The organism is Bradyrhizobium sp. CIR48 (assembly GCF_014198315.1).
GTDB lineage: Bacteria > Pseudomonadota > Alphaproteobacteria > Rhizobiales > Xanthobacteraceae > Bradyrhizobium.
In genome coordinates, this window is record NZ_JACIHG010000014.1 from 172,828 (window position 1) to 192,926 (window position 20,099).

17 protein-coding genes and 1 riboswitch are annotated in these 20,099 nt (G+C 65.8%); of the genes, 12 read left to right on the forward strand and 5 right to left on the reverse strand.

The annotated features are described in order from the left end of the window. Window position 1 precedes the first annotated feature (1 nt). Window positions 2–748: a uroporphyrinogen-III synthase gene (locus GGD66_RS35095; RefSeq protein WP_092261502.1), complete on the reverse strand. Its 747-nt coding sequence runs from the start codon at window positions 746–748 to the stop codon at window positions 2–4. Window positions 749–898: 150 nt separating this feature from the next. On the opposite strand from GGD66_RS35095, the gene tsaD reads away from it, so the two are divergent. The 3 genes from tsaD to GGD66_RS35110 are packed head-to-tail and all read left to right on the forward strand — an operon-like array spanning window position 899 to window position 3,371. Then, the gene (gene tsaD, locus GGD66_RS35100; protein WP_183261238.1) at window positions 899–1,972 is read left to right on the forward strand and encodes a tRNA (adenosine(37)-N6)-threonylcarbamoyltransferase complex transferase subunit TsaD; all 1,074 of its coding nucleotides are present in this window, start codon (window positions 899–901) and stop codon (window positions 1,970–1,972) included. Window positions 1,973–1,974: 2 nt separating this feature from the next. After that, window positions 1,975–2,955, forward strand: a complete 981-nt coding sequence (locus GGD66_RS35105; RefSeq protein WP_092261504.1) for an NAD(P)H-dependent glycerol-3-phosphate dehydrogenase — start codon at window positions 1,975–1,977, stop codon at window positions 2,953–2,955. A gap of 2 nt (window positions 2,956–2,957) precedes the next feature. Continuing rightward, window positions 2,958–3,371: an EVE domain-containing protein gene (locus GGD66_RS35110; protein ID WP_183231046.1), complete on the forward strand. Its 414-nt coding sequence runs from the start codon at window positions 2,958–2,960 to the stop codon at window positions 3,369–3,371. An 89-nt stretch (window positions 3,372–3,460) separates the two neighbouring features. Here the strand turns inward: GGD66_RS35110 and GGD66_RS35115 are convergent, their stop codons facing one another. Further along, window positions 3,461–4,555: an adenylate/guanylate cyclase domain-containing protein gene (locus tag GGD66_RS35115; RefSeq protein WP_183261240.1), complete on the reverse strand. Its 1,095-nt coding sequence runs from the start codon at window positions 4,553–4,555 to the stop codon at window positions 3,461–3,463. A 101-nt stretch (window positions 4,556–4,656) separates the two neighbouring features. Between GGD66_RS35115 and GGD66_RS35120 the strand changes: the two genes are divergently transcribed. After that, window positions 4,657–5,112, forward strand: coding sequence for an SRPBCC domain-containing protein (locus GGD66_RS35120; RefSeq protein WP_183261242.1), 456 nt, complete (start codon window positions 4,657–4,659; stop codon window positions 5,110–5,112). 114 nt (window positions 5,113–5,226) lie between these two features. Here GGD66_RS35120 and GGD66_RS35125 read toward each other — a convergent pair whose 3' ends face one another. Continuing rightward, complete coding sequence (locus GGD66_RS35125) at window positions 5,227–6,396, reverse strand: DNA topoisomerase IB (RefSeq protein ID WP_183261244.1); 1,170 nt, start codon at window positions 6,394–6,396, stop codon at window positions 5,227–5,229. Window positions 6,397–6,796: 400 nt separating this feature from the next. Here GGD66_RS35125 and acs point away from each other — a divergent pair, with 400 nt between their 5' ends. Together acs and GGD66_RS35135 are read left to right on the forward strand one after the other, a co-directional pair. Beyond that, on the forward strand, window positions 6,797–8,743 hold the full coding sequence (acs, locus tag GGD66_RS35130) for an acetate--CoA ligase (RefSeq protein WP_179732414.1): 1,947 nt from the start codon (window positions 6,797–6,799) through the stop codon (window positions 8,741–8,743). Between the two features lie 436 nt (window positions 8,744–9,179). After that, on the forward strand, window positions 9,180–9,695 hold the full coding sequence (locus tag GGD66_RS35135) for a L,D-transpeptidase (RefSeq protein ID WP_183261246.1): 516 nt from the start codon (window positions 9,180–9,182) through the stop codon (window positions 9,693–9,695). Window positions 9,696–9,751: 56 nt separating this feature from the next. On the opposite strand, the gene GGD66_RS35140 is transcribed toward GGD66_RS35135, so the two are convergent. Next, complete coding sequence (locus tag GGD66_RS35140; protein WP_092251278.1) at window positions 9,752–10,342, reverse strand: thermonuclease family protein; 591 nt, start codon at window positions 10,340–10,342, stop codon at window positions 9,752–9,754. Window positions 10,343–10,523: 181 nt separating this feature from the next. Between GGD66_RS35140 and GGD66_RS35145 the strand changes: the two genes are divergently transcribed. The 4 genes from GGD66_RS35145 (at window position 10,524) to cysC (ending at window position 16,280) form a co-directional block, all read left to right on the forward strand. Further along, window positions 10,524–12,242: a methyl-accepting chemotaxis protein gene (locus tag GGD66_RS35145; RefSeq protein ID WP_092251279.1), complete on the forward strand. Its 1,719-nt coding sequence runs from the start codon at window positions 10,524–10,526 to the stop codon at window positions 12,240–12,242. Between the two features lie 155 nt (window positions 12,243–12,397). After that, window positions 12,398–13,417: a sulfotransferase family protein gene (locus GGD66_RS35150; protein ID WP_183261248.1), complete on the forward strand. Its 1,020-nt coding sequence runs from the start codon at window positions 12,398–12,400 to the stop codon at window positions 13,415–13,417. Between the two features lie 5 nt (window positions 13,418–13,422). Continuing rightward, window positions 13,423–14,385, forward strand: a complete 963-nt coding sequence (cysD, locus tag GGD66_RS35155; RefSeq protein ID WP_183261250.1) for a sulfate adenylyltransferase subunit CysD — start codon at window positions 13,423–13,425, stop codon at window positions 14,383–14,385. Beyond that, window positions 14,385–16,280, forward strand: coding sequence for an adenylyl-sulfate kinase (gene cysC / locus GGD66_RS35160; protein WP_183261252.1), 1,896 nt, complete (start codon window positions 14,385–14,387; stop codon window positions 16,278–16,280). Before cysD ends, cysC begins: the two co-directional genes overlap by 1 nt. A gap of 50 nt (window positions 16,281–16,330) precedes the next feature. On the opposite strand, the gene GGD66_RS35165 is transcribed toward cysC, so the two are convergent. Continuing rightward, entirely contained in the window at window positions 16,331–16,540 is a 210-nt protein-coding gene (locus GGD66_RS35165; protein ID WP_092251284.1) for a DUF1674 domain-containing protein, read from the reverse strand. Window positions 16,541–16,729: 189 nt separating this feature from the next. Between GGD66_RS35165 and GGD66_RS35170 the strand changes: the two genes are divergently transcribed. Further along, entirely contained in the window at window positions 16,730–18,076 is a 1,347-nt protein-coding gene (locus tag GGD66_RS35170; protein WP_092251286.1) for an RsmB/NOP family class I SAM-dependent RNA methyltransferase, read from the forward strand. 157 nt (window positions 18,077–18,233) lie between these two features. Next, window positions 18,234–19,952, forward strand: a complete 1,719-nt coding sequence (locus GGD66_RS35175; protein WP_183231042.1) for a heparinase II/III family protein — start codon at window positions 18,234–18,236, stop codon at window positions 19,950–19,952. Window positions 19,953–20,010: 58 nt separating this feature from the next. Next, window positions 20,011–20,092, forward strand: a riboswitch (ZMP/ZTP riboswitch). Window positions 20,093–20,099: the final 7 nt, after the last annotated feature.

The window sequence follows — 20,099 nt, forward strand, 5'->3', positions numbered from 1 at the left end:
CTTACGCCAAACGGGTGCGTAACGCACGCTCCAAGGTGGTAAATAAGGCATTTTCGTCCGGTGTCGCAGCCACCAGAACCTGCGACGCGCCGGCATCACGCAGCACGCTTGCCACCGTCTCGGACAGGCAGCATTGCGGTATGGCCAGCGCCGAGATTTCGACGCCTTCGTCCCTGGCCGCATCCAGGAACGCCCGGGCGCTGCGCCGGGAGTAGTGCAGCACCGCCTCGACGCCGTGGGCGGCAAAGCCCTCGCAGACCTCGCGCGGCAGATGCTTGACCGGCGCCATGCGATAGGTCGTCTGCGTGACCACGCTAAACCCCTCCGCACCGAGCTCGCCGCCGAGGTCGCGCGACAGATCCGCGCCTGCGAGATACAGCAGCGTGCTCTTTTTCTTCAGCACCTTGTCGCGCGCGCTCTGCATCACCTTGTCGCGCAAGGACGCGGCATCGCCGCCGGCGACGATCACCTCGGCAAAGCCGGCGTCGCGCGCCGCAGCAGCCGTGTGCTCGCCGACCGCAAACAACGGCAGCTCCAACAGACCAAGATCCCGCAATTGTGGCGCGACGGCACGGATCGCGTTGGCCGATGTGACGAGGATGGCACCGTAGGGAGCTTCACTCTCGTCATGGAAGGCGACCGGCTCGAACTTGAGCACCGGCGCAAGCAGCACCGCAAGACCCCGCGCACGCAGGCTTTCCGCCGTCGCCTCATTGTCGGGATGCGGCCGTGTGACAAGGATGGACATCGCTGGTGTTCCCGGACCAATTGGCGGCGACGCATTCGTGCGGAGCCCGCGCGTGGCGATTGCGCAATCTGGCCCCGGAATGCTACCGGACGTACCAGAACTCTGCTTTACGGATGAGCGCAAGGGCGCAAATTGGATAACAATTCGCCAATGCTGGTACTGGGCATTGAAACCACCTGCGACGAGACCGCCGCGGCGGTGGTCGAACGCTCGCCTGACGGCAGCGGCAGGATCCTGTCCAACATCGTGCGGTCGCAAATCGAGGAGCACGCCCGCTTCGGCGGCGTGGTGCCGGAGATCGCCGCCCGCGCCCATGTCGACCTGCTCGATGGCATCATCGAGCGCGCGATGCAGGAGGCCGGCGTCGGCTTCGCTCAGCTGGGCGGTGTTGCTGCCGCTGCGGGGCCGGGCCTGATCGGCGGCGTCATCGTCGGGCTCACCACCGCGAAGGCGATCGCGATGGTGCACGACACGCCGCTGGTCGCGGTGAACCATCTGGAGGCGCATGCGCTGACGCCGCGCCTCACCGACGGAATCGAATTTCCCTACTGCCTGTTCCTCGCCTCGGGTGGCCATACCCAGATCGTCGCGGTCACCGGCGTCGGCCAGTATGTACGGCTCGGCACCACCGTCGACGATGCGATCGGCGAGGCCTTCGACAAGGTCGCGAAGATGCTGGGCCTGCCCTATCCCGGCGGGCCGCAGGTCGAGCGCGCGGCGGCAAGCGGCGATGCCACGCGCTTTGCGTTTCCGCGGCCGATGCAAGGGCGTCCCGATGCCAATTTCTCGCTGTCGGGATTGAAGACGGCAGTGCGCACTGAAGCGAGTCGGCTGGCCGAGATCACGCCGCAGGACGTCAGCGATCTCTGCGCGAGCTTTCAGGCCGCCGTGCTGGATTCGACCGCCGACCGGTTGAGCGTCGGCCTCAGGCTGTTCCGCGAAAAATTCGGCGCGCCGCGCGCCCTGGTCGCGGCCGGCGGCGTCGCCGCCAATCAGGCGATTCGCGGCGCCCTCGATGAGGTCGCACAGCAAGCCGGGACGCAGCTGATCATGCCGCCGCCGGCGCTCTGCACCGACAACGGCGCGATGATCGCCTGGGCCGGTGCCGAACGCCTCGCGCTCGGCCTGACCGACACGATGGAAGCGCAGCCCCGCGCGCGCTGGCTGCTCGACGCCAACGCAACGGCACCGGCGGGCTACGGCAAGACCCGGGCGGGATACTAGCCATGACTGCATTCCAATCCGTCGCGGTGATCGGGGCGGGCGCCTGGGGCACGGCGCTGGCGACCGTGGCGGCGCGGGCGGGACGGAGCGTCACGCTCTGGGCACGCAATGCCGAGCACGCAGCGCGGATCGCCTCGACACGCGATAATCCGCGCCTGCCCGGGGTGCGGCTCGCGGCGGAGATCGTCGTGACCAGCGATCTGGCGCTCACCGCGCACGCCGACATGTTGTTGATCGCAACACCGGCGCAGCATTTGCGTGGCGCCGTCAACATGCTGGCCTCGCATTTGACAGGGCCGGTGCCGATCGTCGCCTGCGCCAAGGGCATCGAGCACGGCACCCATAAATTCATGACCGACGTGATCGCGGAGGCCGCGCCGCACGCCCAGCCCGCGATCCTGTCGGGTCCAAGCTTTGCCGACGATGTCGCGCGCGGCTTGCCCACGGCGGTGACGCTGGCGGCAGGCGATGAGACGTTGGCGCGCGCACTGGTGCAGGCCCTGGGCTCGCCGACGTTCCGTCCCTATCACTCCACGGACATTCGCGGCGTCGAGATCGGCGGCGCGGCCAAGAACGTGCTTGCAATCGCAGTCGGCATCGCGGTCGGGCGCAAGCTCGGCGCCTCCGCCCAGGCTGCGCTGACGACCCGCGGCTTTGCCGAGCTGACGCGCCTCGGCCGCGCGCTCGGCGCACGCAGCGAGACACTCGCCGGCCTCTCCGGTCTCGGCGATTTGATCCTGACCTGTGCGAGCCCGCAGTCACGCAACTTCGCCCTTGGCCTTGCACTCGGCCGCGGCGAGCAACCGCCTGCCGGCAAGCTTGCCGAGGGTGAGTTCACCGCGCCGGTGCTGATCGAATTCGCAGCTTCGCAGGGCATCGAGCTGCCGGTATCAGAAGCGGTCGCGTCGATCCTGAGCGGCCGAAGCACGATCGACGCGGCTATCTCGGGGCTGCTGACGCGCCCATTCAAGTCAGAGGAATAAACATGGCGTACTGGCTGGTGAAATCCGAACCATCGGTCTGGTCCTGGGACCAGCAAGTGGCGAAGGGCGCCAAGGGCGAGGCCTGGACCGGGGTGCGCAATTACACCGCGCGCCAGAACCTCGTCGCCATGAAGAAGGGCGACAAGGCGTTCTTCTATCATTCCAACGAGGGCAAGGAGATCGTCGGCATCGCGGAGATCATCAAGGAGGCCTATCCCGATCCGACCGACAAGACCGAGAAATTCGTCTGCGTCGACATCAAGGCCGACAAGCCGTTGAAGACGCCGGTGACGATGGCCACGATCAAGGCCGAGAAGAAGCTGGCCGACATGGCGCTGGTGAAATATTCGCGCCTGTCGGTGCAGCCGGTGACAGCGGAGGAGTGGAAGCTCGTCTGCAAGATGGGCGGGATGTAGGCGCTGCCGTAGCCCGGATGGAGCGCGGCGAAATCCGGGACAGTCTTTCCGTATGCACCGATCCCGGATTACGCTGCGCTCCAACCGGGCTACGATGTCCGGTTCTGCGTCTCCGCCAGCGCAAACACCTCGCATGGCGCAGCAATGCCGCGCAGCGAATGCGATCCGAGCGCGACCAGCGGCATGTCCGTTTCCGCGGCGAGCGCTCCCGACACCAGCACGGCCCGCCCCAGCGGCTTGCACAATCCTTCGAGCCGGCTGGCGAGATTGACAGCGGGACCGATCGCCGTGAAGTCGAGCCGGTTGGCGGCGCCGATATTGCCCCACAGCATCTCGCCCAGATGGAGCGCAGCGCCGAATGCCAGCGGCGGCAACCCTTGAGCGCCGCGCTCCTTGTTGAGATAGACCATGCCGGCCTCCGCTGCGCCTGCGGCACGCAGGGCGGCCTCGCAGGCGCGGCGCGGCGATGCATCGACCACCGGAAAGATCGCGAGCACGCCGTCGCCGATGAATTTCAGCACTTCGCCGCCGAAGGCGTGAACGGCACCGGCGATGCGGTCGAACCAGGCATCGAGCGCGGCGATGACCTGTGCAGGCGGTGAGGTTTCCGACAACGTCGTGAAGTTGCGGAGGTCTGCATAGAGCAGCGCGGCCTGAATGGTCTCGCCGAGATCGCGGCGCAGAGGTGCCGCCAGCACCCGCTCCGCGCTGCGCTTGCCGAGATATGCGTCTAACGTCGCGCGCAGCGTGGCGCGCGCGGCGAGCACGGCGAGGGGCGTCGCTGCAAAACGCGCGGCCTGGCGCAATTGCCCGATGTCGTCGGCAGTGAAGGGACGCGGCCCGATCCAACAAAGCTGCGGCCCATCGGGCCGCCCGATGACGTCTTCGTGGACCTCGCCCCGCGCGATGTCGCGCAGCCAGCGGCGGCCGGCATCGTTGGGCGGATCGGGCGCCAATCCGCCGGGCGCGAAGCCGAGTGCTTCGATCACTTGGCCGCTGTCTGCACGCCACAGCCAGGTCCGCTTTGCGATCAGAGGATGCGGCACCTCCAGCGTCAGGGCGCCCGCCGCAAGCGGCACGCCGTCGGCGACCAGATGAGCGCCGAGTTCCGCAAGCAGGCGATCAGCTCCGGCGCTATCCGAGGCGGCATCGACGAGCCAGGCGAGGGTCGGGGAGAGCTGCATGGCTCGATCATGGCGAAGGCAGGCGGCCTTTGTCACGGGCAATCCTTGACGCGCCGCTTTGGCGCCGCCATGTCCTGGTGTCAGCGAAGGGATGATCGCCGATGACCGAACCGTTCATAGTGCGATGCGAGACCCAGATCGCGGCACCACGTGCCACCGTTTTCGCCTACCTGACCGACCCCGAGAAAATCCTGAGCTGGATGGGCTCCGATGCCACCACGGAGCCGCATCCGGGCGGGCTCTATCTGCTCAAGGGCGTCGGCCCGCGCGGCGGCGTCGCCCGCGGCGCCTTCCGCGAGGTCGTGCCGGTGCATCGTCTGGCCTACACGTTCGGATGGGAAGGCGGCCAGGAAGTACCGCCCGGCTCAAGCCTCATCGAGATCGACCTGATCGAGCGCGACGGCGGCACGCTGCTGCGCATGACCCATAGCGGCCTGCCGAGCGAAGCGCAGGCCGCCGCGCACGCGACGGGGTGGGCCCATTATATGGAACGGCTCACGACCGCAGCCGCAGGCGGCGATCCCGGTCCCGACATGGGTGTGTCAGATAAGAAGTAGCTCTCGTAGGGTGGGGCAAAGACGCGCTCTTCGCGCCGTGCCCACCACCTTTCACCATGAGCAAATGGTGGGCACGCTTGCGCTTTGCCCACCCTACGGCAGCGCGACGTGTCGTTACACCGCGGCGGTCGCCACCACCTGCGCCAGCAACTGCTCGCGCCTCGCCTGCGAGCGCTGGCCCTTCATGGTCGCGGCGAAGCGCTCGAGGATGCCATCCTCGAACGCCGTGACGATGGTGTCGTGGACGTAGCTCTTGCGGCAGATCGCCGGCGTGTTGGAGAGCTTGTCGGCAGCGGCGCGGATTGCGTCCAGCACCTGCTTCTTGCGGCCGCGCTGGCTGGTCGCCGGCGTGATCCGCGACAGCGATTCCACGACGACGGCAGACGCCATCAGCGTACGGAAATCCTTCAGCGAAATCTTGATGCCGGCGATCTCGCGCAAGAACGCGTTCACCTGCGTGGTGTTGACCGCGCGCACGATCCCGTAGACATCGCGATACTGGAACATGCGCTTGCCGGGGACCTCCTGCAAAATGCCGATGGCGCGCACCAGCTTGGCCGCGTCGCACTCCTTGCGCACCGCCTTGCCGCCCTTCGCCTTGAAGGTCAGCACGAAGCAATCGTCCTCCAGCGTGACGTTGGACTTCAGCAGCGTGGTCGCACCGCGGGTGCCGTTGAGACGGGCATAGGATTCATTGCCGGGACGGATCGCGGTGCGCGCGATCAGCTCGATCACGGCCGAGAGCGCGAATTCACGCGTCGGCTCGTCGCCCGACAGGAATGCCGAGACCTTGCGCCGGATCTTTGGCAGCGCGCCGACGAGCTTTTCCAGCCGATGCGCCTTGCGGTGCTCGCGGACCTTTTCCCAATCGGCGTGATAGCGATATTGCAGCCGGCCCGCGGCATCGCGGCCCACCGCCTGGAGATGCGAGCTCGGATCGGACGAATAGCGCACCTCGCGATAGGCCGGCGGCACCGCCATGGCGTGCAGCCGGCGGATGGTGCGGGCGTCGCGGATATGTGCGCCATTGGGACGCACGAAGGAATAGCCCTTGCCGCGCCGGACGCGGCGAATGGTCAGCTCGTTCTGGTCGCCGAGCCGCAGGCCGAGCTCCCTAGCGAGCGCTTCGACCGTCGCCGCGGGCGCCGTGTCGAAGGCCTTCTTCGGGCTCGGACGCCTGAAAGGGGCCGGTTTCGGCCATTGTCCGAGGGCCTTGGCCAGCGCAATAGCTGCAGGATCGGCTGAAGCGGGCCGTATCGTCCCGAGATTCTGCTGATCCATCATAGCCTTATGCCTTAGCCCTGTCTGTTACCGGTCAATGCCGCTGTTCTGATTTTTGTTCCGAAGGGCCTCTTTGGACCCGGGTTGGCCATTTAGGGTGTTCCGAACCGTATTGCGAGTCCCGAATCAGTGAGAGGCGGTTTCCAAATACCTCTACTGATGCATGGGGCCCCTGCGCCGCCTATTCCGCGGAGCTGGATCAAGGCCCCGAAAGCCGCCCGCCGGCTTGTTTCATATCTGCGACAGTCGCAGCAGGCGGGCTTGATCCTCCGCATGGCCGGCCGCCCGCCGAAGGTCCAGCTTGTGCTCCTTGTCGGGCCCGGTTAGCCCGACGCATAATCAGTCAATGATCAAGTCGGCTCGCCGGTCGCCAGCGTTCGGCCTGCCGTATGTGGAGGGAAGCATGTCCGAGAAGATCTACGACGTCCCGGCGGAGTGGGCGAAGCGCGCCTGGATCGACCAGGCCAAGTACAAGGAGATGTACGCTCGCTCGATCTCGGACCCGAACGGTTTCTGGGCGGAGCAGGCCAAGCGCATCGACTGGATGCACGCGCCGACGAAAATCGAGAACGTCTCGTTCGCGCCCGGCAACATCTCGATCAAATGGTTCGAGGACGGCATCCTCAACGTCGCCTACAACTGCATCGACCGGCATCTCGCCAAGCGCGGCAACCAGACCGCGATCATCTGGGAAGGCGACGATCCCTCGCAGTCCAAGCATATCACCTATCAGGAGCTGCACGACGAGGTCTGCCGGATGGCCAACATCCTGCGCACCCGCAACGTCAAGAAGGGCGACCGCGTCACCATCTACCTGCCGATGATTCCGGAAGCGGCCTATGCGATGCTCGCCTGCGCGCGCATCGGCGCGATCCACTCGGTGGTGTTCGCGGGATTCTCGCCGGACAGCCTCGCCCAGCGCATCAATGACTGCAAATCCAAGGTCATCATCACCGCGGACGAAGGCCTGCGCGGCGGCAAGAAGGTGCCGCTGAAGGCCAACGTCGACGCCGCGCTCGCGAAGGCCGACGACGTTGACTGGGTCGTGGTGGTCAAGCGCACCGGCGGCAAGATCGACATGAACCCGACGCGCGACCTCTGGTATCACGAGGCGGCGGCGATGGTGACGACGGAATGCCCGGTCGAGCACATGCATGCCGAGGATCCGCTGTTCATCCTCTACACCTCAGGCTCGACCGGCCAGCCCAAGGGCGTGCTGCACACCTCCGCCGGCTATCTCGTGTTCGCCTCGATGACGCATCAATACGTCTTCGATTATCACGACGGCGACATCTACTGGTGCACCGCCGATGTCGGCTGGGTCACCGGCCACAGCTACATCCTCTACGGGCCGCTCGCCAATGGCGCGACCACGCTGATGTTCGAAGGCGTGCCGAATTACCCGGATAATTCCAGGTTCTGGAACGTCATCGACAAGCACAAGGTCAACATCTTCTACACCGCACCGACCGCGATCCGCGCGCTGATGCAGTCCGGCGACGAGCCGGTGAAGAAGACATCGCGCGCCTCGCTCCGCCTGCTCGGCTCGGTCGGCGAGCCGATCAATCCGGAAGCGTGGGAGTGGTATCACCGCGTCGTCGGCGACGACCGCTGCCCGATCGTCGACACCTGGTGGCAGACCGAGACCGGCGGCATCCTGATCACGCCGCTGCCGGGCGCGACCAAGCTCAAGCCGGGCTCGGCGACGCAGCCGTTCTTCGGCGTGGCGCCTGAGATCGTCGACGCCGACGGCAAGGTGCTGGACGGCGAGACCTCGGGCAATCTCTGCCTGACGCGGTCCTGGCCCGGCCAGATGCGCACGGTCTACGGCGATCACGCCCGCTTCGAGCAGACCTATTTCTCGACCTACAAGGGCAAGTACTTCACCGGCGACGGCTGCCGCCGCGACGCCGACGGCTATTACTGGATCACCGGCCGCGTCGACGACGTCATCAACGTGTCCGGCCACCGCATGGGCACCGCGGAAGTCGAGAGCGCGCTGGTGGCGCATGAGAAAGTCTCGGAGGCTGCAGTGGTCGGCTTCCCGCACGACATCAAGGGCCAGGGCATCTACGCCTATGTCACCTTGATGGCCGGCGTGCAGCCGACCGAGGACCTGCGCAAGGAGCTCGTCACCTGGGTGCGCAAGGAGATCGGCCCGATCGCATCCCCGGATCAAATCCAGTTCGCGCCGGGTCTGCCCAAGACCCGCTCCGGCAAAATCATGCGCCGCATCCTGCGCAAGATCGCCGAGGACGAACCGGGCAGCCTGGGCGATACCTCGACGCTGGCCGATCCCGCCGTGGTCGATGATCTCGTCAAGAACCGGCAGAACCGGAAGCCGGCGTAAACGAGCTCTCGTGCCTCGGACGCAGCGCAGCGCGCACGTCGCGGTGCGCTGCTGAGCCGGGGCCCATCGAGCCGCGCACGAAGAGAAGAACTGGGTCCCGGCTCTGCGGCGCACCGCTGCGCGCTGCGCGTTGTCCGGGACACGAGACTGCCTTTCGCACCGAGGCCCCAAAACAACAGCCGTTCACATCCTCACGCACTCGTCAGCGTGCGGGCCGGTGCGGCCGCATCTTTCCCGCCGAGTGTTGTTTTCAGGTCATTTACTTTATTTCGAACATTTCCTTTGTTCCCCCTGCTGACTGGCCCTTGGCAGCCGTGCGTGGAAACCAACCGGTTAACGGGCGCGGTTAAGAATGTCCCCTGACAAGGACGTTGCCAGCTGGCGATTGCCGGTTCTGCGTAATTTTGGACGATCCGTTCGGGCTAGGGGAAAATCGATGTCGATAAGGATTGCTGTGGCGCTCGTCGCCACCATCGGGGCTGGGGTCTTGATGTCGACGGCGGCGCAGGCGCGGCCGGAAATGGTTGGGGCACATCTGGCCGACTATTCTCCGGGCACGATCGTGGTCAAAACCAGCGAGCGGCGGCTTTATCTCGTCCTCGATAACGGCCACGCCGTGCGCTATCCGGTCGGCGTCGGCAAGTCCGGCAAGCAGTGGGCCGGCACCACCCGCATCGACGGCAAGTACCGCAATCCGGCCTGGTCGCCGCCCGCCGAGGTGAAGCGCGACAAGCCGAGCATCCCTGACGTCATTCCCGGCGGCTCGCCGCGCAACCCGATGGGCGTCGCGGCGATGACGCTGGCCGGCGGTGAATACGCCATCCACGGCACCAACGTGCCGGGTTCGATCGGCGGTTTCGTCTCCTATGGCTGCATCCGCATGCTCAACGATGACATCACCGATCTCTATGGCCGCGTCTCCGTCGGCACGACGGTGGTCGTGACGCGCTGATCGCCGGGATCAAGGCAAGACAAGAAAAGGCCGCGTCCCGGGACGCGGCTTTTTTGTTACCAGAAGCGCCAGCTGCGCGCGCACCAGCCGTCGCGATGGCCGCCATTGTAGCTTCGCGCAAAACCGCCGGCGAGCAATGCCGCCGAAACGTTCGCAGTCCGCCGGGTCGCGACGTCGGCGAGAACGCGGCCGTATTTGTCAGGGCCGAGATTGGCGATCGTCACGTCGCCCTGACCGAGCAGATCGCGCAATGCGCGGGCCGCGGCTTCGGCCTTGTCCTGCTCCTCCCGGCAAGACGCTTTCATCTCGGGCGCGTCGATGCCGCGCAACCGAACCCGCACGACGAGATCGCGGCCGCCGCGCTGACGAACCCGCGCGAGAAAGGTGTCGCCGTCGACGGTGCGAATGACGTCGACCGGCTCGCGAACATCGGGATGGCGCGCTTGCTCGAGAACGATCTCGGCGTTCCGCGTACGATCGCCATCCGTGTCCGGAATTAGCCAGCCCATTCCGTGGCGGAAGGTGAGCACGACGGCCAGCGCGATGCCCACCACGAACATCCACGGCAATAATCCGGAGAAGCGCCGACCGAACGGCGAGCCGCCGAATTGCGGCCGATAGGAATTGGGTCGGTCCTGGAAACGCATCAACTCACGCTAGGACAGAGTCGGGGGAACTCAAAGCACGAGCGCGCACATAGCGGAACCATGCAGGAAAATTCCATTCTCATATACGTTGGCCGTAGTTCTACTGGAGATCCGCGAATATTACCCAAATCTCAATCATTGGTTGCGAATACCTGTTATACAGCAACGCGAGGAGAGAGCGGTGGGGTCATTCAGGTTTCGCATTGGAACAAAGCTCGGCATCGTCACCGGCGTGAGCGTTGTGCTGGTCTGCGGCATGCTGACCAACCAGATGCTCGGCAACCGGTCGATCGCCGAATCCAATCGCCTGGTCACGATCAACTATCTCAACAAAGGCAATGCGCAAGCGGCGCAGACGGCCATGGCGCGGGCGCAGCTCGCAGCTCTCGAGATCAGCTCCGCCTCGTCAGCCGGAGAGGTTGACAAGCTCCTCGAGAATCTCCGCGCGCGAGCAGGCGAAGCCGGCGCGGAAATCGATGCGGCGACCGACCGGGCGACCCGCAAGGTCACCCAGGACGCCTATCGTGAGACCAAGAAATTCGTCGATGCGTATCTGGCCAGCGGCATTGAACTGGCGGGGGCGCAAAAGTCCGTCATTGGCGCCCCCTCCGGCGGCGCCAGGACTGCGGCAGACTCGACGAAGGCAACCATTCTCGCAGAGCGTATGCGTCCGGCAGCCCTGGAAGTCAGCAAACGGATCGACGATCTGGTCGGCGTTGCCAACGAATTCGCGGCGCGCCGCAAGGGCGAGATGCTGGCCGAACTCGACCGCGTCGCCACCTTCGCATTGATCGTCGGCGTCTTCGTCGTTCTGACGTTGATCGGGTCCGCCGTCTTTTCCGTGTCGAACATCGCCCGGCCGATCCGGCGCATCGGCGACGTGCTTCTCCAGCTCGCCGGCGGCAACAAGGCGGTCGAGATTCCCTACACGCGCCGCGGCGATGAGGTCGGCGACAACGCTCGCGCGGCTCAGACCTTCAAGGAAAACCTGATCCGTATCGAGCAGATGGAGGTCGAACAGAAGAATCAGGAAGCCGCTGCGGCCGCTCAGCGCAAGGAAGAAATGGCCCAGCTCGCCGGCGTGTTCGAAGCCGCGGTCGGCGGCATCATCGACTCCGTGTCAGCAGCCTCCCAGCAGCTCGAGGCAGCCGCCGGTACGCTGTCGGGAACCGCGGAAGAGACCCAGCAACTCTCCGGAATGGTCGCGGCGGCCTCGGAGGAAGCCTCCACCAATGTCGGAGCGGTCGCGTCCGCCGCCGAGGAAATGAGTACCTCGGTCGTCGAGATCGGCCGCCAGGTCCACGATTCCAGCCGCATCGCCAGCGAAGCGGTCAGGCAGGCGGAGCGCACCGACGTCCGGATCAATGAACTGCTCAAGGCGGCGGGCCGAATTGGCGACGTCGTCAAATTGATCACCGCGATTGCCGAACAGACCAACCTCCTGGCGCTGAACGCAACGATCGAGGCGGCGCGCGCCGGCGAATCCGGCCGCGGCTTTGCAGTCGTGGCGAGCGAGGTGAAGGCGCTCGCAGCGCAAACCGCGCGAGCGACCGAAGAGATCAGCGCGCAGATCGCCGGCATGCAATCGGCAACCGAGGACTCCGTCGGAGCGATCAAGGAAATCGGCGCGACCATCGCCCGCATTTCAGACATTTCGTCCACCATTGCAGCGACGATCGAAGAACAGGGTGCAGCGACAGCCGAGATTGCGCGCAACGTCAGCGAAGCCGCCAAGGGAACCGTCGAAGTCGCAGACAAGATCGCGCAGGTCAGTCATGGCGCGAGCGCGACCGGCGCGGCGTCGGGGCAGGTGTTGGCATCGGCGCGCTCGCTGTCGAGTGAAAGCAGCCTCTTGAAGACGGAAGTCGAGAAGTTCCTCACCACCGTGCGCGCGGCATGAAACTGCATAGCGGCGACGAGCACATCTTCAATGCTCGTCGCATATGGATAGCGCCTCCGGGATTCCCCGGAATTGTCCGGCACCACCGACAACTGTAGGTTGGAGAATATCCCACGAGCAATCGTTCGTGGAACTCCCTGCAGCGGGCCCCCGACATGAACATCGACGCAATTTCCGCCGATTCGCTCGAACGAATGGCCGATCTCGTTCGGCAGCAGCATAGTTCCCTCGACACCATGCTGCTGTCCCCGGTGGGCGAATTCCAGACCAGAGCCGTCACGCTCGCGACGTTGATGCGTGAAGTGACGGACTGCCTCGCCGAGGATTTCCTGCATCGTCCGGCGCAGGACTTTCCGATGCTCTATTTTGCATGCGGCAAGGCCAGAGTCGGATCGACCGCCCTCAGCAATCTGTTCGGCATGACCGGCATGCCTTCATATTATCAACCGCTGAAGGCGATCCTGCGCGACGCGCTCGTCGGCCGCCCGCTGGCGCCCTGGATCATCCCCTCGGCAAGCGACGAGCCGCACATCTTCAGCAAGGAAACGATCGGGCCCTACGTCCTTGCCGAGAGCTTGTTCAATCCGCTGCAGCTCTTGGTCGAGGCAGGCTATCCGCGCCACCGTCTGCATCTCATCATGCTCGACCGCGAGCCGGCGAGTTCGCTGGCGTCATGGCTCGAGAAGCTGATTTCGCGCGCGCCCGAAGACACATTGCTGCGGCACTATGTCGTTGCCGCACTGAGCGCGGCCCGCGTCGCAAGTTACGCGCAACAACACGGCGTTCCCGTCACGCACTACGTCTACGAGGTGAGCAAGGAGGCGCTGTCGTCGGTGCGCGTCTTGTTCGACCGCCTCGGCCTTTCGAACAGCTTTACCGAGAATGCCGTGACGTCATGGCAGGAACCGGGAGACGTGCAAGCAAACAACGCGCGCGTCATCTTCCCGAGCGAAGCGACGATCTACAAGGTGCCCAATCTGCACACCTCCGATAGCGCCTATCGCTACCAGCGTCGCGCGACGGCCTCGATGAGCGAAGCTCAGCTGGAGATTCTGGAGCGCTGCGGGGTCAATGACGCCTATCGAGCTTCGGTCGCGGCGTGCGTTCGCGACCTCGGCCTGAATGCCGCAATTTCGGCGCATCTGTTCGGCGAATGGTTCGCCGAGGCCGCGTGATCAGCATGCTGGACATTCCCACGAGCACCGAGCCCGCCCTCCTTGAAAGAACCGGCCGCGAGCCGCTTCACGCCGCCAGCCATCTCCGGCGCCTCGAGGCGGAAAGCATCCACATCTTGCGGGAGACGGCGGCCGAATTCCGCAAGCCGGTGATGCTGTATTCGATCGGCAAGGACTCCTCGGTGCTGCTGCACCTGGCGATGAAGGCCTTTCATCCCGACAAGCCGCCGTTTCCGCTGCTGCATGTCGACACGACATGGAAATTCCGCGAGATGATCGCGTTTCGCAACCGCCGCGCGCGCGAACTCGGCATCGACCTGATCGTCCATACCAACAATGACGGCTTGAGCCAGGGCATCGACCCCTTCACTCACGGCTCAGCCCGCTACACCGATGTCATGAAGACGCAGGCGTTGCGGCAGGCGCTGGACCTCCACGGCTTCGACGCCGCGATCGGAGGCGCGCGGCGCGACGAGGAGAAATCGCGCGCCAAGGAGCGCGTGTTCTCGCACCGGAGCGCGGCACATCGCTGGGATCCGAAGAACCAGCGGCCCGAGCTGTGGAGCCTGTACAACACGATGCTGGCGCCCGGCGAGAGCATGCGGGTGTTTCCGCTGTCGAACTGGACCGAGCTCGACGTCTGGGACTACATCCTCGCCGAGGACATCCCGATCGTTCCGCTCTATCTGGCGGCTTCGCGCCCGGTGGTCGAGCGCGACGGCGCGCTGATCATGGTGGACGACGAACGGATGCCGCTGCTTGCAGGCGAAGAGCCGCGATGGCGCTCCGTCAGGTTTCGCACCCTCGGCTGCTATCCGCTCAGCGGCGCCACGGTCTCGACCGCGGCAACGCTCCCCGACATCGTGCGCGAGATGATGGCCTCGCGCACCTCCGAGAGGCAGGGACGCATGATCGACCGGGACAGTGCCGCATCGATGGAGCGCAAGAAAGCGGAAGGCTACTTCTGATGTCCTATCACGAGGCCCCCACGATCGCCGCCTCCGATGCGCCGCGGCTCGAACAGGATGACCGTCCGACGCTGCGCTTCGTCACTTGCGGCAGCGTCGACGACGGCAAGAGCACGCTGGTCGGCCGGCTGCTCTACGATTCCAAGACGCTGCTCGACGACCAGATCGACGCGCTGGCGTCCGAAAGCCGGACGGTCGGCACCACCGGCGGCGATTTCGATTTCGCGCTGCTGGTCGACGGCTTGCAGGCCGAGCGCGAGCAGGGCATCACGATCGACGTCGCCTACCGCTTCTTCGCCACCAGGCTGCGCCGCTTCATCGTCGCCGACACGCCGGGGCATGCGCAGTACACGCGCAACATGGCGACCGGCGCCTCCAACGCCGATCTTGCCGTGGTGCTGGTCGATGCCCGCAAGGGCGTGATCACGCAGACGCGGCGCCACAGCCACATCCTGTCGCTGCTGGGTATCCGTCACGTCGTGCTCGCCGTGAACAAGATGGACCTGATCGGATTCGACGGGGATCGCTTTGCGGCCATCACTGCCGAATACCTGACCATGGCCGGACAGCTCGGAATCCCGCAGGTCCAGTGCATTCCGGTCGTCGCACCCGACGGCGACAACATCGTCACGGCCAGTGCGCGGATGCCCTGGTACACCGGGCCGACGGTGACGGCCTATCTGGAATCGGTCGACGTTTCCGGCGATGTCTCGCAGCGGCCGTTCCGGTTGCCGGTGCAATGGGTCAACCGGCCGCATGCCGAGTTTCGCGGCTTCTGCGGCCGGATCGCCAGCGGAACGATCGCGTCCGGCGAGACCATCACCGTGCAGCCCTCGGGCCGCCAGACGCGCATCGCGCGCATTCTCACGCCCGGCGGCGAGCGCGATCGGGCTGCGGCGGGCGAATCGGTGACGCTCACATTGACCGACGAGATCGACGTCAGTCGCGGCGACGTTCTGACGGCGGGACCCGCGCCACAGGTCTCCGATCAACTGGCGGCGCATCTGGTCTGGTTCGACGACGAGGCCATGGTCGCGGGCCGTCGCTATTTGCTCAAATGCGGCGCGGCCTCGACCGGCGCGGTGATCACGACGCTCAAGCACCGCATCGCCATCGACACCATGGCGCATGAAAACGCCGCCACGCTCGACGCCAACCAGATCGGCTACGCCCATCTCAGCCTCGACCGTCCCTTGGTGTTCGAGGCCTATCGCGACGACCGCGACATGGGCAGCTTCATTCTCGTCGATCCGATCAGCCACCGCACCGCCGCAGCGGGAATGATCGACCTCTCGCTCCGCCGCGCCACCAACATTCATTGGCAACGGCTTGCCGTCGACAAATCCGTGCGGGCGCGGCTGAAGCAGCAGCGGCCCTGCGTGCTCTGGTTCACAGGGCTGAGCGGTGCCGGCAAATCGACAATCGCCGATCTCGTCGATCGCAGGCTTGCCGAACTCGGACGCCACGCCGTACTGCTCGACGGCGACAATCTCCGTCACGGCATCAACCGCGACCTCGGCTTCTCCACCGCGGACAGGGCGGAGAACGTCCGACGCACCGCGGAGATCGCGGCGCTGTTCGTCGACGCCGGCATGATCGCGCTGGTCGCGCTGATCTCACCGTTCCGCAGCGAGCGCGAGCTGGCGCGCGGGCGGGTCGAGACAGGCGAGTTCATTGAGATCCATGTCGCGACCCCGCTCGCCGAATGTGAGCATCGCGATCCCAAGGGGCTCTATCGCAAGGCACGGGCGGGAGAGCTGCCGTCGTTCACCGGCATCGATCATCCCTACGAGACGCCGCAGGCGCCGGAGATCACCGTCGACACGTCAGAAATGTCGACTGACGCGGCCTGCGAGCGCATCATCCGCTATCTCAGGGAGAATGATTACCTTTAGTGGCAAGACCTTTAGCAGCAAAGGCGGACAGCCTTCGGACCGGCGATCGCTCAGAAGTCGGAGGCGATGCCCTTGCGCTCCCAGTCGCCGTAGCGGGTCGGCTCGGGTCCCTTGGGCCCCTGCAATTCCTTCGGCGCCGCCTTGCCGTCCTCCTTGGCCTGCACGGCCGCGGCCTGCCGGCGCGCCTCGGCTTCGGCCAGCGCGCGCTTGGCTGCCGGCGTGAGCTGTTTGCGGTCGGAAACGGGAGACTGGTCACTCATCGTCAGGCTTTCTAGCGCAGGACGAGCCGCAACGCGATGTCCAATAACGCATTCCTGAAATCGGCCCGGAAGGGCTGAAAAAGCCGGAAGCGATTCTTACATTTGGCATATTCGCGTGCCAGAGATTGGGTTCTCAAGGCATGCGCCCATTGCGGCGGAACTGCCGCTCGCTCAGAACCTTGCTTCCGCATGCCATCTCAACGTTTCGCCCCTCCGTCCGAAGTGCCCGGTCTCGCGGCGCGACGGATTGCCGCCGACATCGTCGACGGCGTGCTGCACAAGCACCGCACGCTCGATGACCAACTCGACGGCAGCGGCGCCCATCCCGGACTGAAGACGCTGGCCGACCGCGACCGCGCGCTGATGCGGCGCCTGGTCGCCACGGTGCTGCGCCGGCTCGGCACGCTCGGCCATGTGCTGTCCCGCCTGCTCGACAAGGGCATCCCCTCCGATGCGCCGCGCGCGCAAAGCGCGCTCCTGATCGGCGCGGCGCAGATCCTCTGGATGGACGTGCCGGATCACGCGGCCGTCGACCTCTCCGTTCGCCTGGTGCAATCCGACCGGCGCGCCGCGCGCTATGCCGGCCTCGTCAATGCCGTGCTGCGCCGCTGCGCGCGCGAGGGCACGGCGCTGGTCGAGGAGGTCGCCGCGCAATCGCTGGATCTGCCGCCATGGCTGCTCGCGCGCTGGAGCGCGCATTATGGCGAAGCAACCGCAAGGGAGATGGCGCTGGCGCTCGGCCACGAGCCGTCGCTCGATCTCACGGTGAAATCCGATGCCGCGCAATGGGCGAGCCGCCTGCACGGCGAGACGCTGCCGACCGGGACGGTGCGGATGCTGCTGCACGGCTCGGTGACCATGCTGCCCGGCTTTGCCGAGGGACAATGGTGGGTGCAGGACGCCGCCGCCGCGCTGCCGGCCCTGCTGTTCGGCGACGTCAAGGGCAAGTCCATTGCCGATCTCTGCGCCGCCCCCGGCGGCAAGACCGCGCAACTGGTGCATGCCGGCGCGCATGTCACGGCGATTGACCGCTCGCCAGCCCGGGTGACGCGGCTGCGTGAAAACCTGGCGCGGCTGTCGCTCCAGGCCGAGACCGTCGTCGCTGACGCCGTGGAATGGGCCGGCCCTGCCGAAGGCTTCGACGGTATTTTGATCGATGCGCCCTGCACCTCGACCGGCACGATCCGCCGTCATCCCGATGTGGCATGGCTGCGGCAGGAATCCGATGTCACCGCCATGACTGTGCTGCAGCAGCGGCTGCTGCGAAAATCGGTATCGTTGCTCAAGCCGGGCGGCACGCTGGTCTACTGTACCTGCTCGCTGGAACCCGAAGAGGGCGAGCAGGCCGTGGCCACGCTGCTGGCAAGCGAACCCGCGCTTCGCCGCGTCCCGATCGAGGCGTCGGAAGTCGCGGGCCTCGACGAAATCATCACAGGGGACGGCGATCTGCGCACCCTGCCCAGCCATCTGCCGAACGCCGATCCCAAGCTCGGCGGGCTCGACGGGTTTTTCGCGACCCGGCTCATTAAATCCTGATTTTGCACCGGATTTTGCGGCCGCGACGCTGATTCGCACACGTTCAAGGTGGTGTCAGACGTCCGATTTTGGGATTAATAGGGATTCGTCGGAATCCTCTCCCCCTTCAAGGCAAAGCGTGTCGGTCGCTCAACGCAGACGTATCTCGACGCTGGTCATGAACCGCTTCGCGCGGAACATGCTCGCGCGCGCGAGCGGCGGTTCCGTTGCGCTGTCGCGGGTCTGGCCCGGCCGCACCGACCGGCTGATCATCGCGCCGCATGATCTGCGCACCGCGGATGCGACTCGCGCCGCTGAAATCTATGCCGGCCGCTTCGTCTTCGCCGGCAAGATCGTCAATTGCCACGGCCGTTCGATCTTCGATCTCGAGCCGCCGTCGGAGGATTGGGAAGTCGCGCTGCTCGGCTTCGGCTGGCTGCGCCATTTGCGCGCCGCCGACACCGCGCTGACACGGGCGAATGCGCGCGCGCTGATCGAGGACTGGATCGCCAACCCCGCCAACAAGCGCCGGCCGGTCGCGCGACGTGCCGACGTGCTGGCCCGGCGCGTGATCTCGCTGCTGTCGCAGGCGCCGTTGGTGCTCAACGAGACCGACAACAAGTTCTACCGCCGTTACCTGCGCGCCCTCGCGCGCGAGATCCGCTTCCTGCGCTACACCATGGTCAACATTCCCGACGGGGTGCCGAAGCTCCAGGTGCTGATGGCGCTGTGCTACGCGGCCTTGTGCCTTGCCAACCAGGCGGGCCAAATCCGCAGCGCATCGAAGAAGCTGTCGGACGAATTGCAGCGGCAGATCCTGCCCGACGGCGGACACATCTCGCGCAATCCGGGGGCGCTGATTGAACTCCTGATCGACCTGCTGCCGCTGCGGCAGACGTTTGCTGCGCGCAACATCGCACCGCCACCGGCGCTGCTCAACGCGATCGACCGCATGATGCCGATGCTGCGCTTCTTCCGCCACGGCGACGGAAATTTCGCGCTGTTCAACGGCATGAGCGCGACATCGTCCGACCTGCTCGCAACGCTGCTCGCCTATGACGACACCCACGGCGCGCCGATGGCAAACATGCCGCATACCGGCTTTCAGCGCCTCGATGCCGGCCAGACCACTGTGATCATCGACACCGGCCCGCCGCCGCCAGCCGGCGTCAGCCACGATGCCCACGCCGGCTGCCTGTCGTTCGAACTGTCTTCCGGCATCAGCCGCATCGTCACCAATTGCGGCATGCCGACCACGGGCCGCGACAATTGGCGGCCGTTCGCCCGCGGCACCGCGGCGCATTCGACGCTGACCTATCACGATACTTCGTCGTGCCAGTTCGTCGAGATGTCGGCGATGAAGCGGCTCCTGCACGGCTCGCCGGTCACGAGCGGGCCCGTCGGGGTCGAGAGCTATCGCGAGATCGTGCAGAACGGCACGCTGCTGACGACCTCGCATGACGGCTATCTTTCCAAATTCGGCGCGATCCACCGCCGCGTGCTGATGATCGCCAATGATGGTGCGCGCATCGACGGCGAGGACACGCTGTCGCCGCCGCAGGGCGGACGCTTCAAGGGCGCCGACGCTGACTTTGCGCTGCGCTTCCATCTGCATCCGGCAGTGAAGGCGAGCCGGCTGTCGGATGCGCGCGGCGTCATGCTGGTGCTGCCGAACCGCGACGTCTGGACCTTCGAGGCGCTCGACGACAAGGTCGACCTCGAGGACAGCGTGTTCCTGGCCGGCAATGACGGGCCGCGCCGCACTGCCCAGATCGTGATCCGGCAGGACGCGAGGCAGGCGCCTTCGATCCGCTGGAGCTTTGTCCGCTCCACGGCATCGCCGACCGTCACCAATGCCCGCCGCAACGCCCGGCGCGAACCGGAACTTCCGCTGTAAACGCACGGATTCAGCCCTATCTGATCGTTGTGAAGCACGCCGAAAACTGCTATCGAGCCCTCGCTCGCGCGACTGGCGACCTTGGATGGAGCACCATCGGGAAGCGCGACACATATCTGCCGCGCGCCTGGGCATAGACACTCCTTA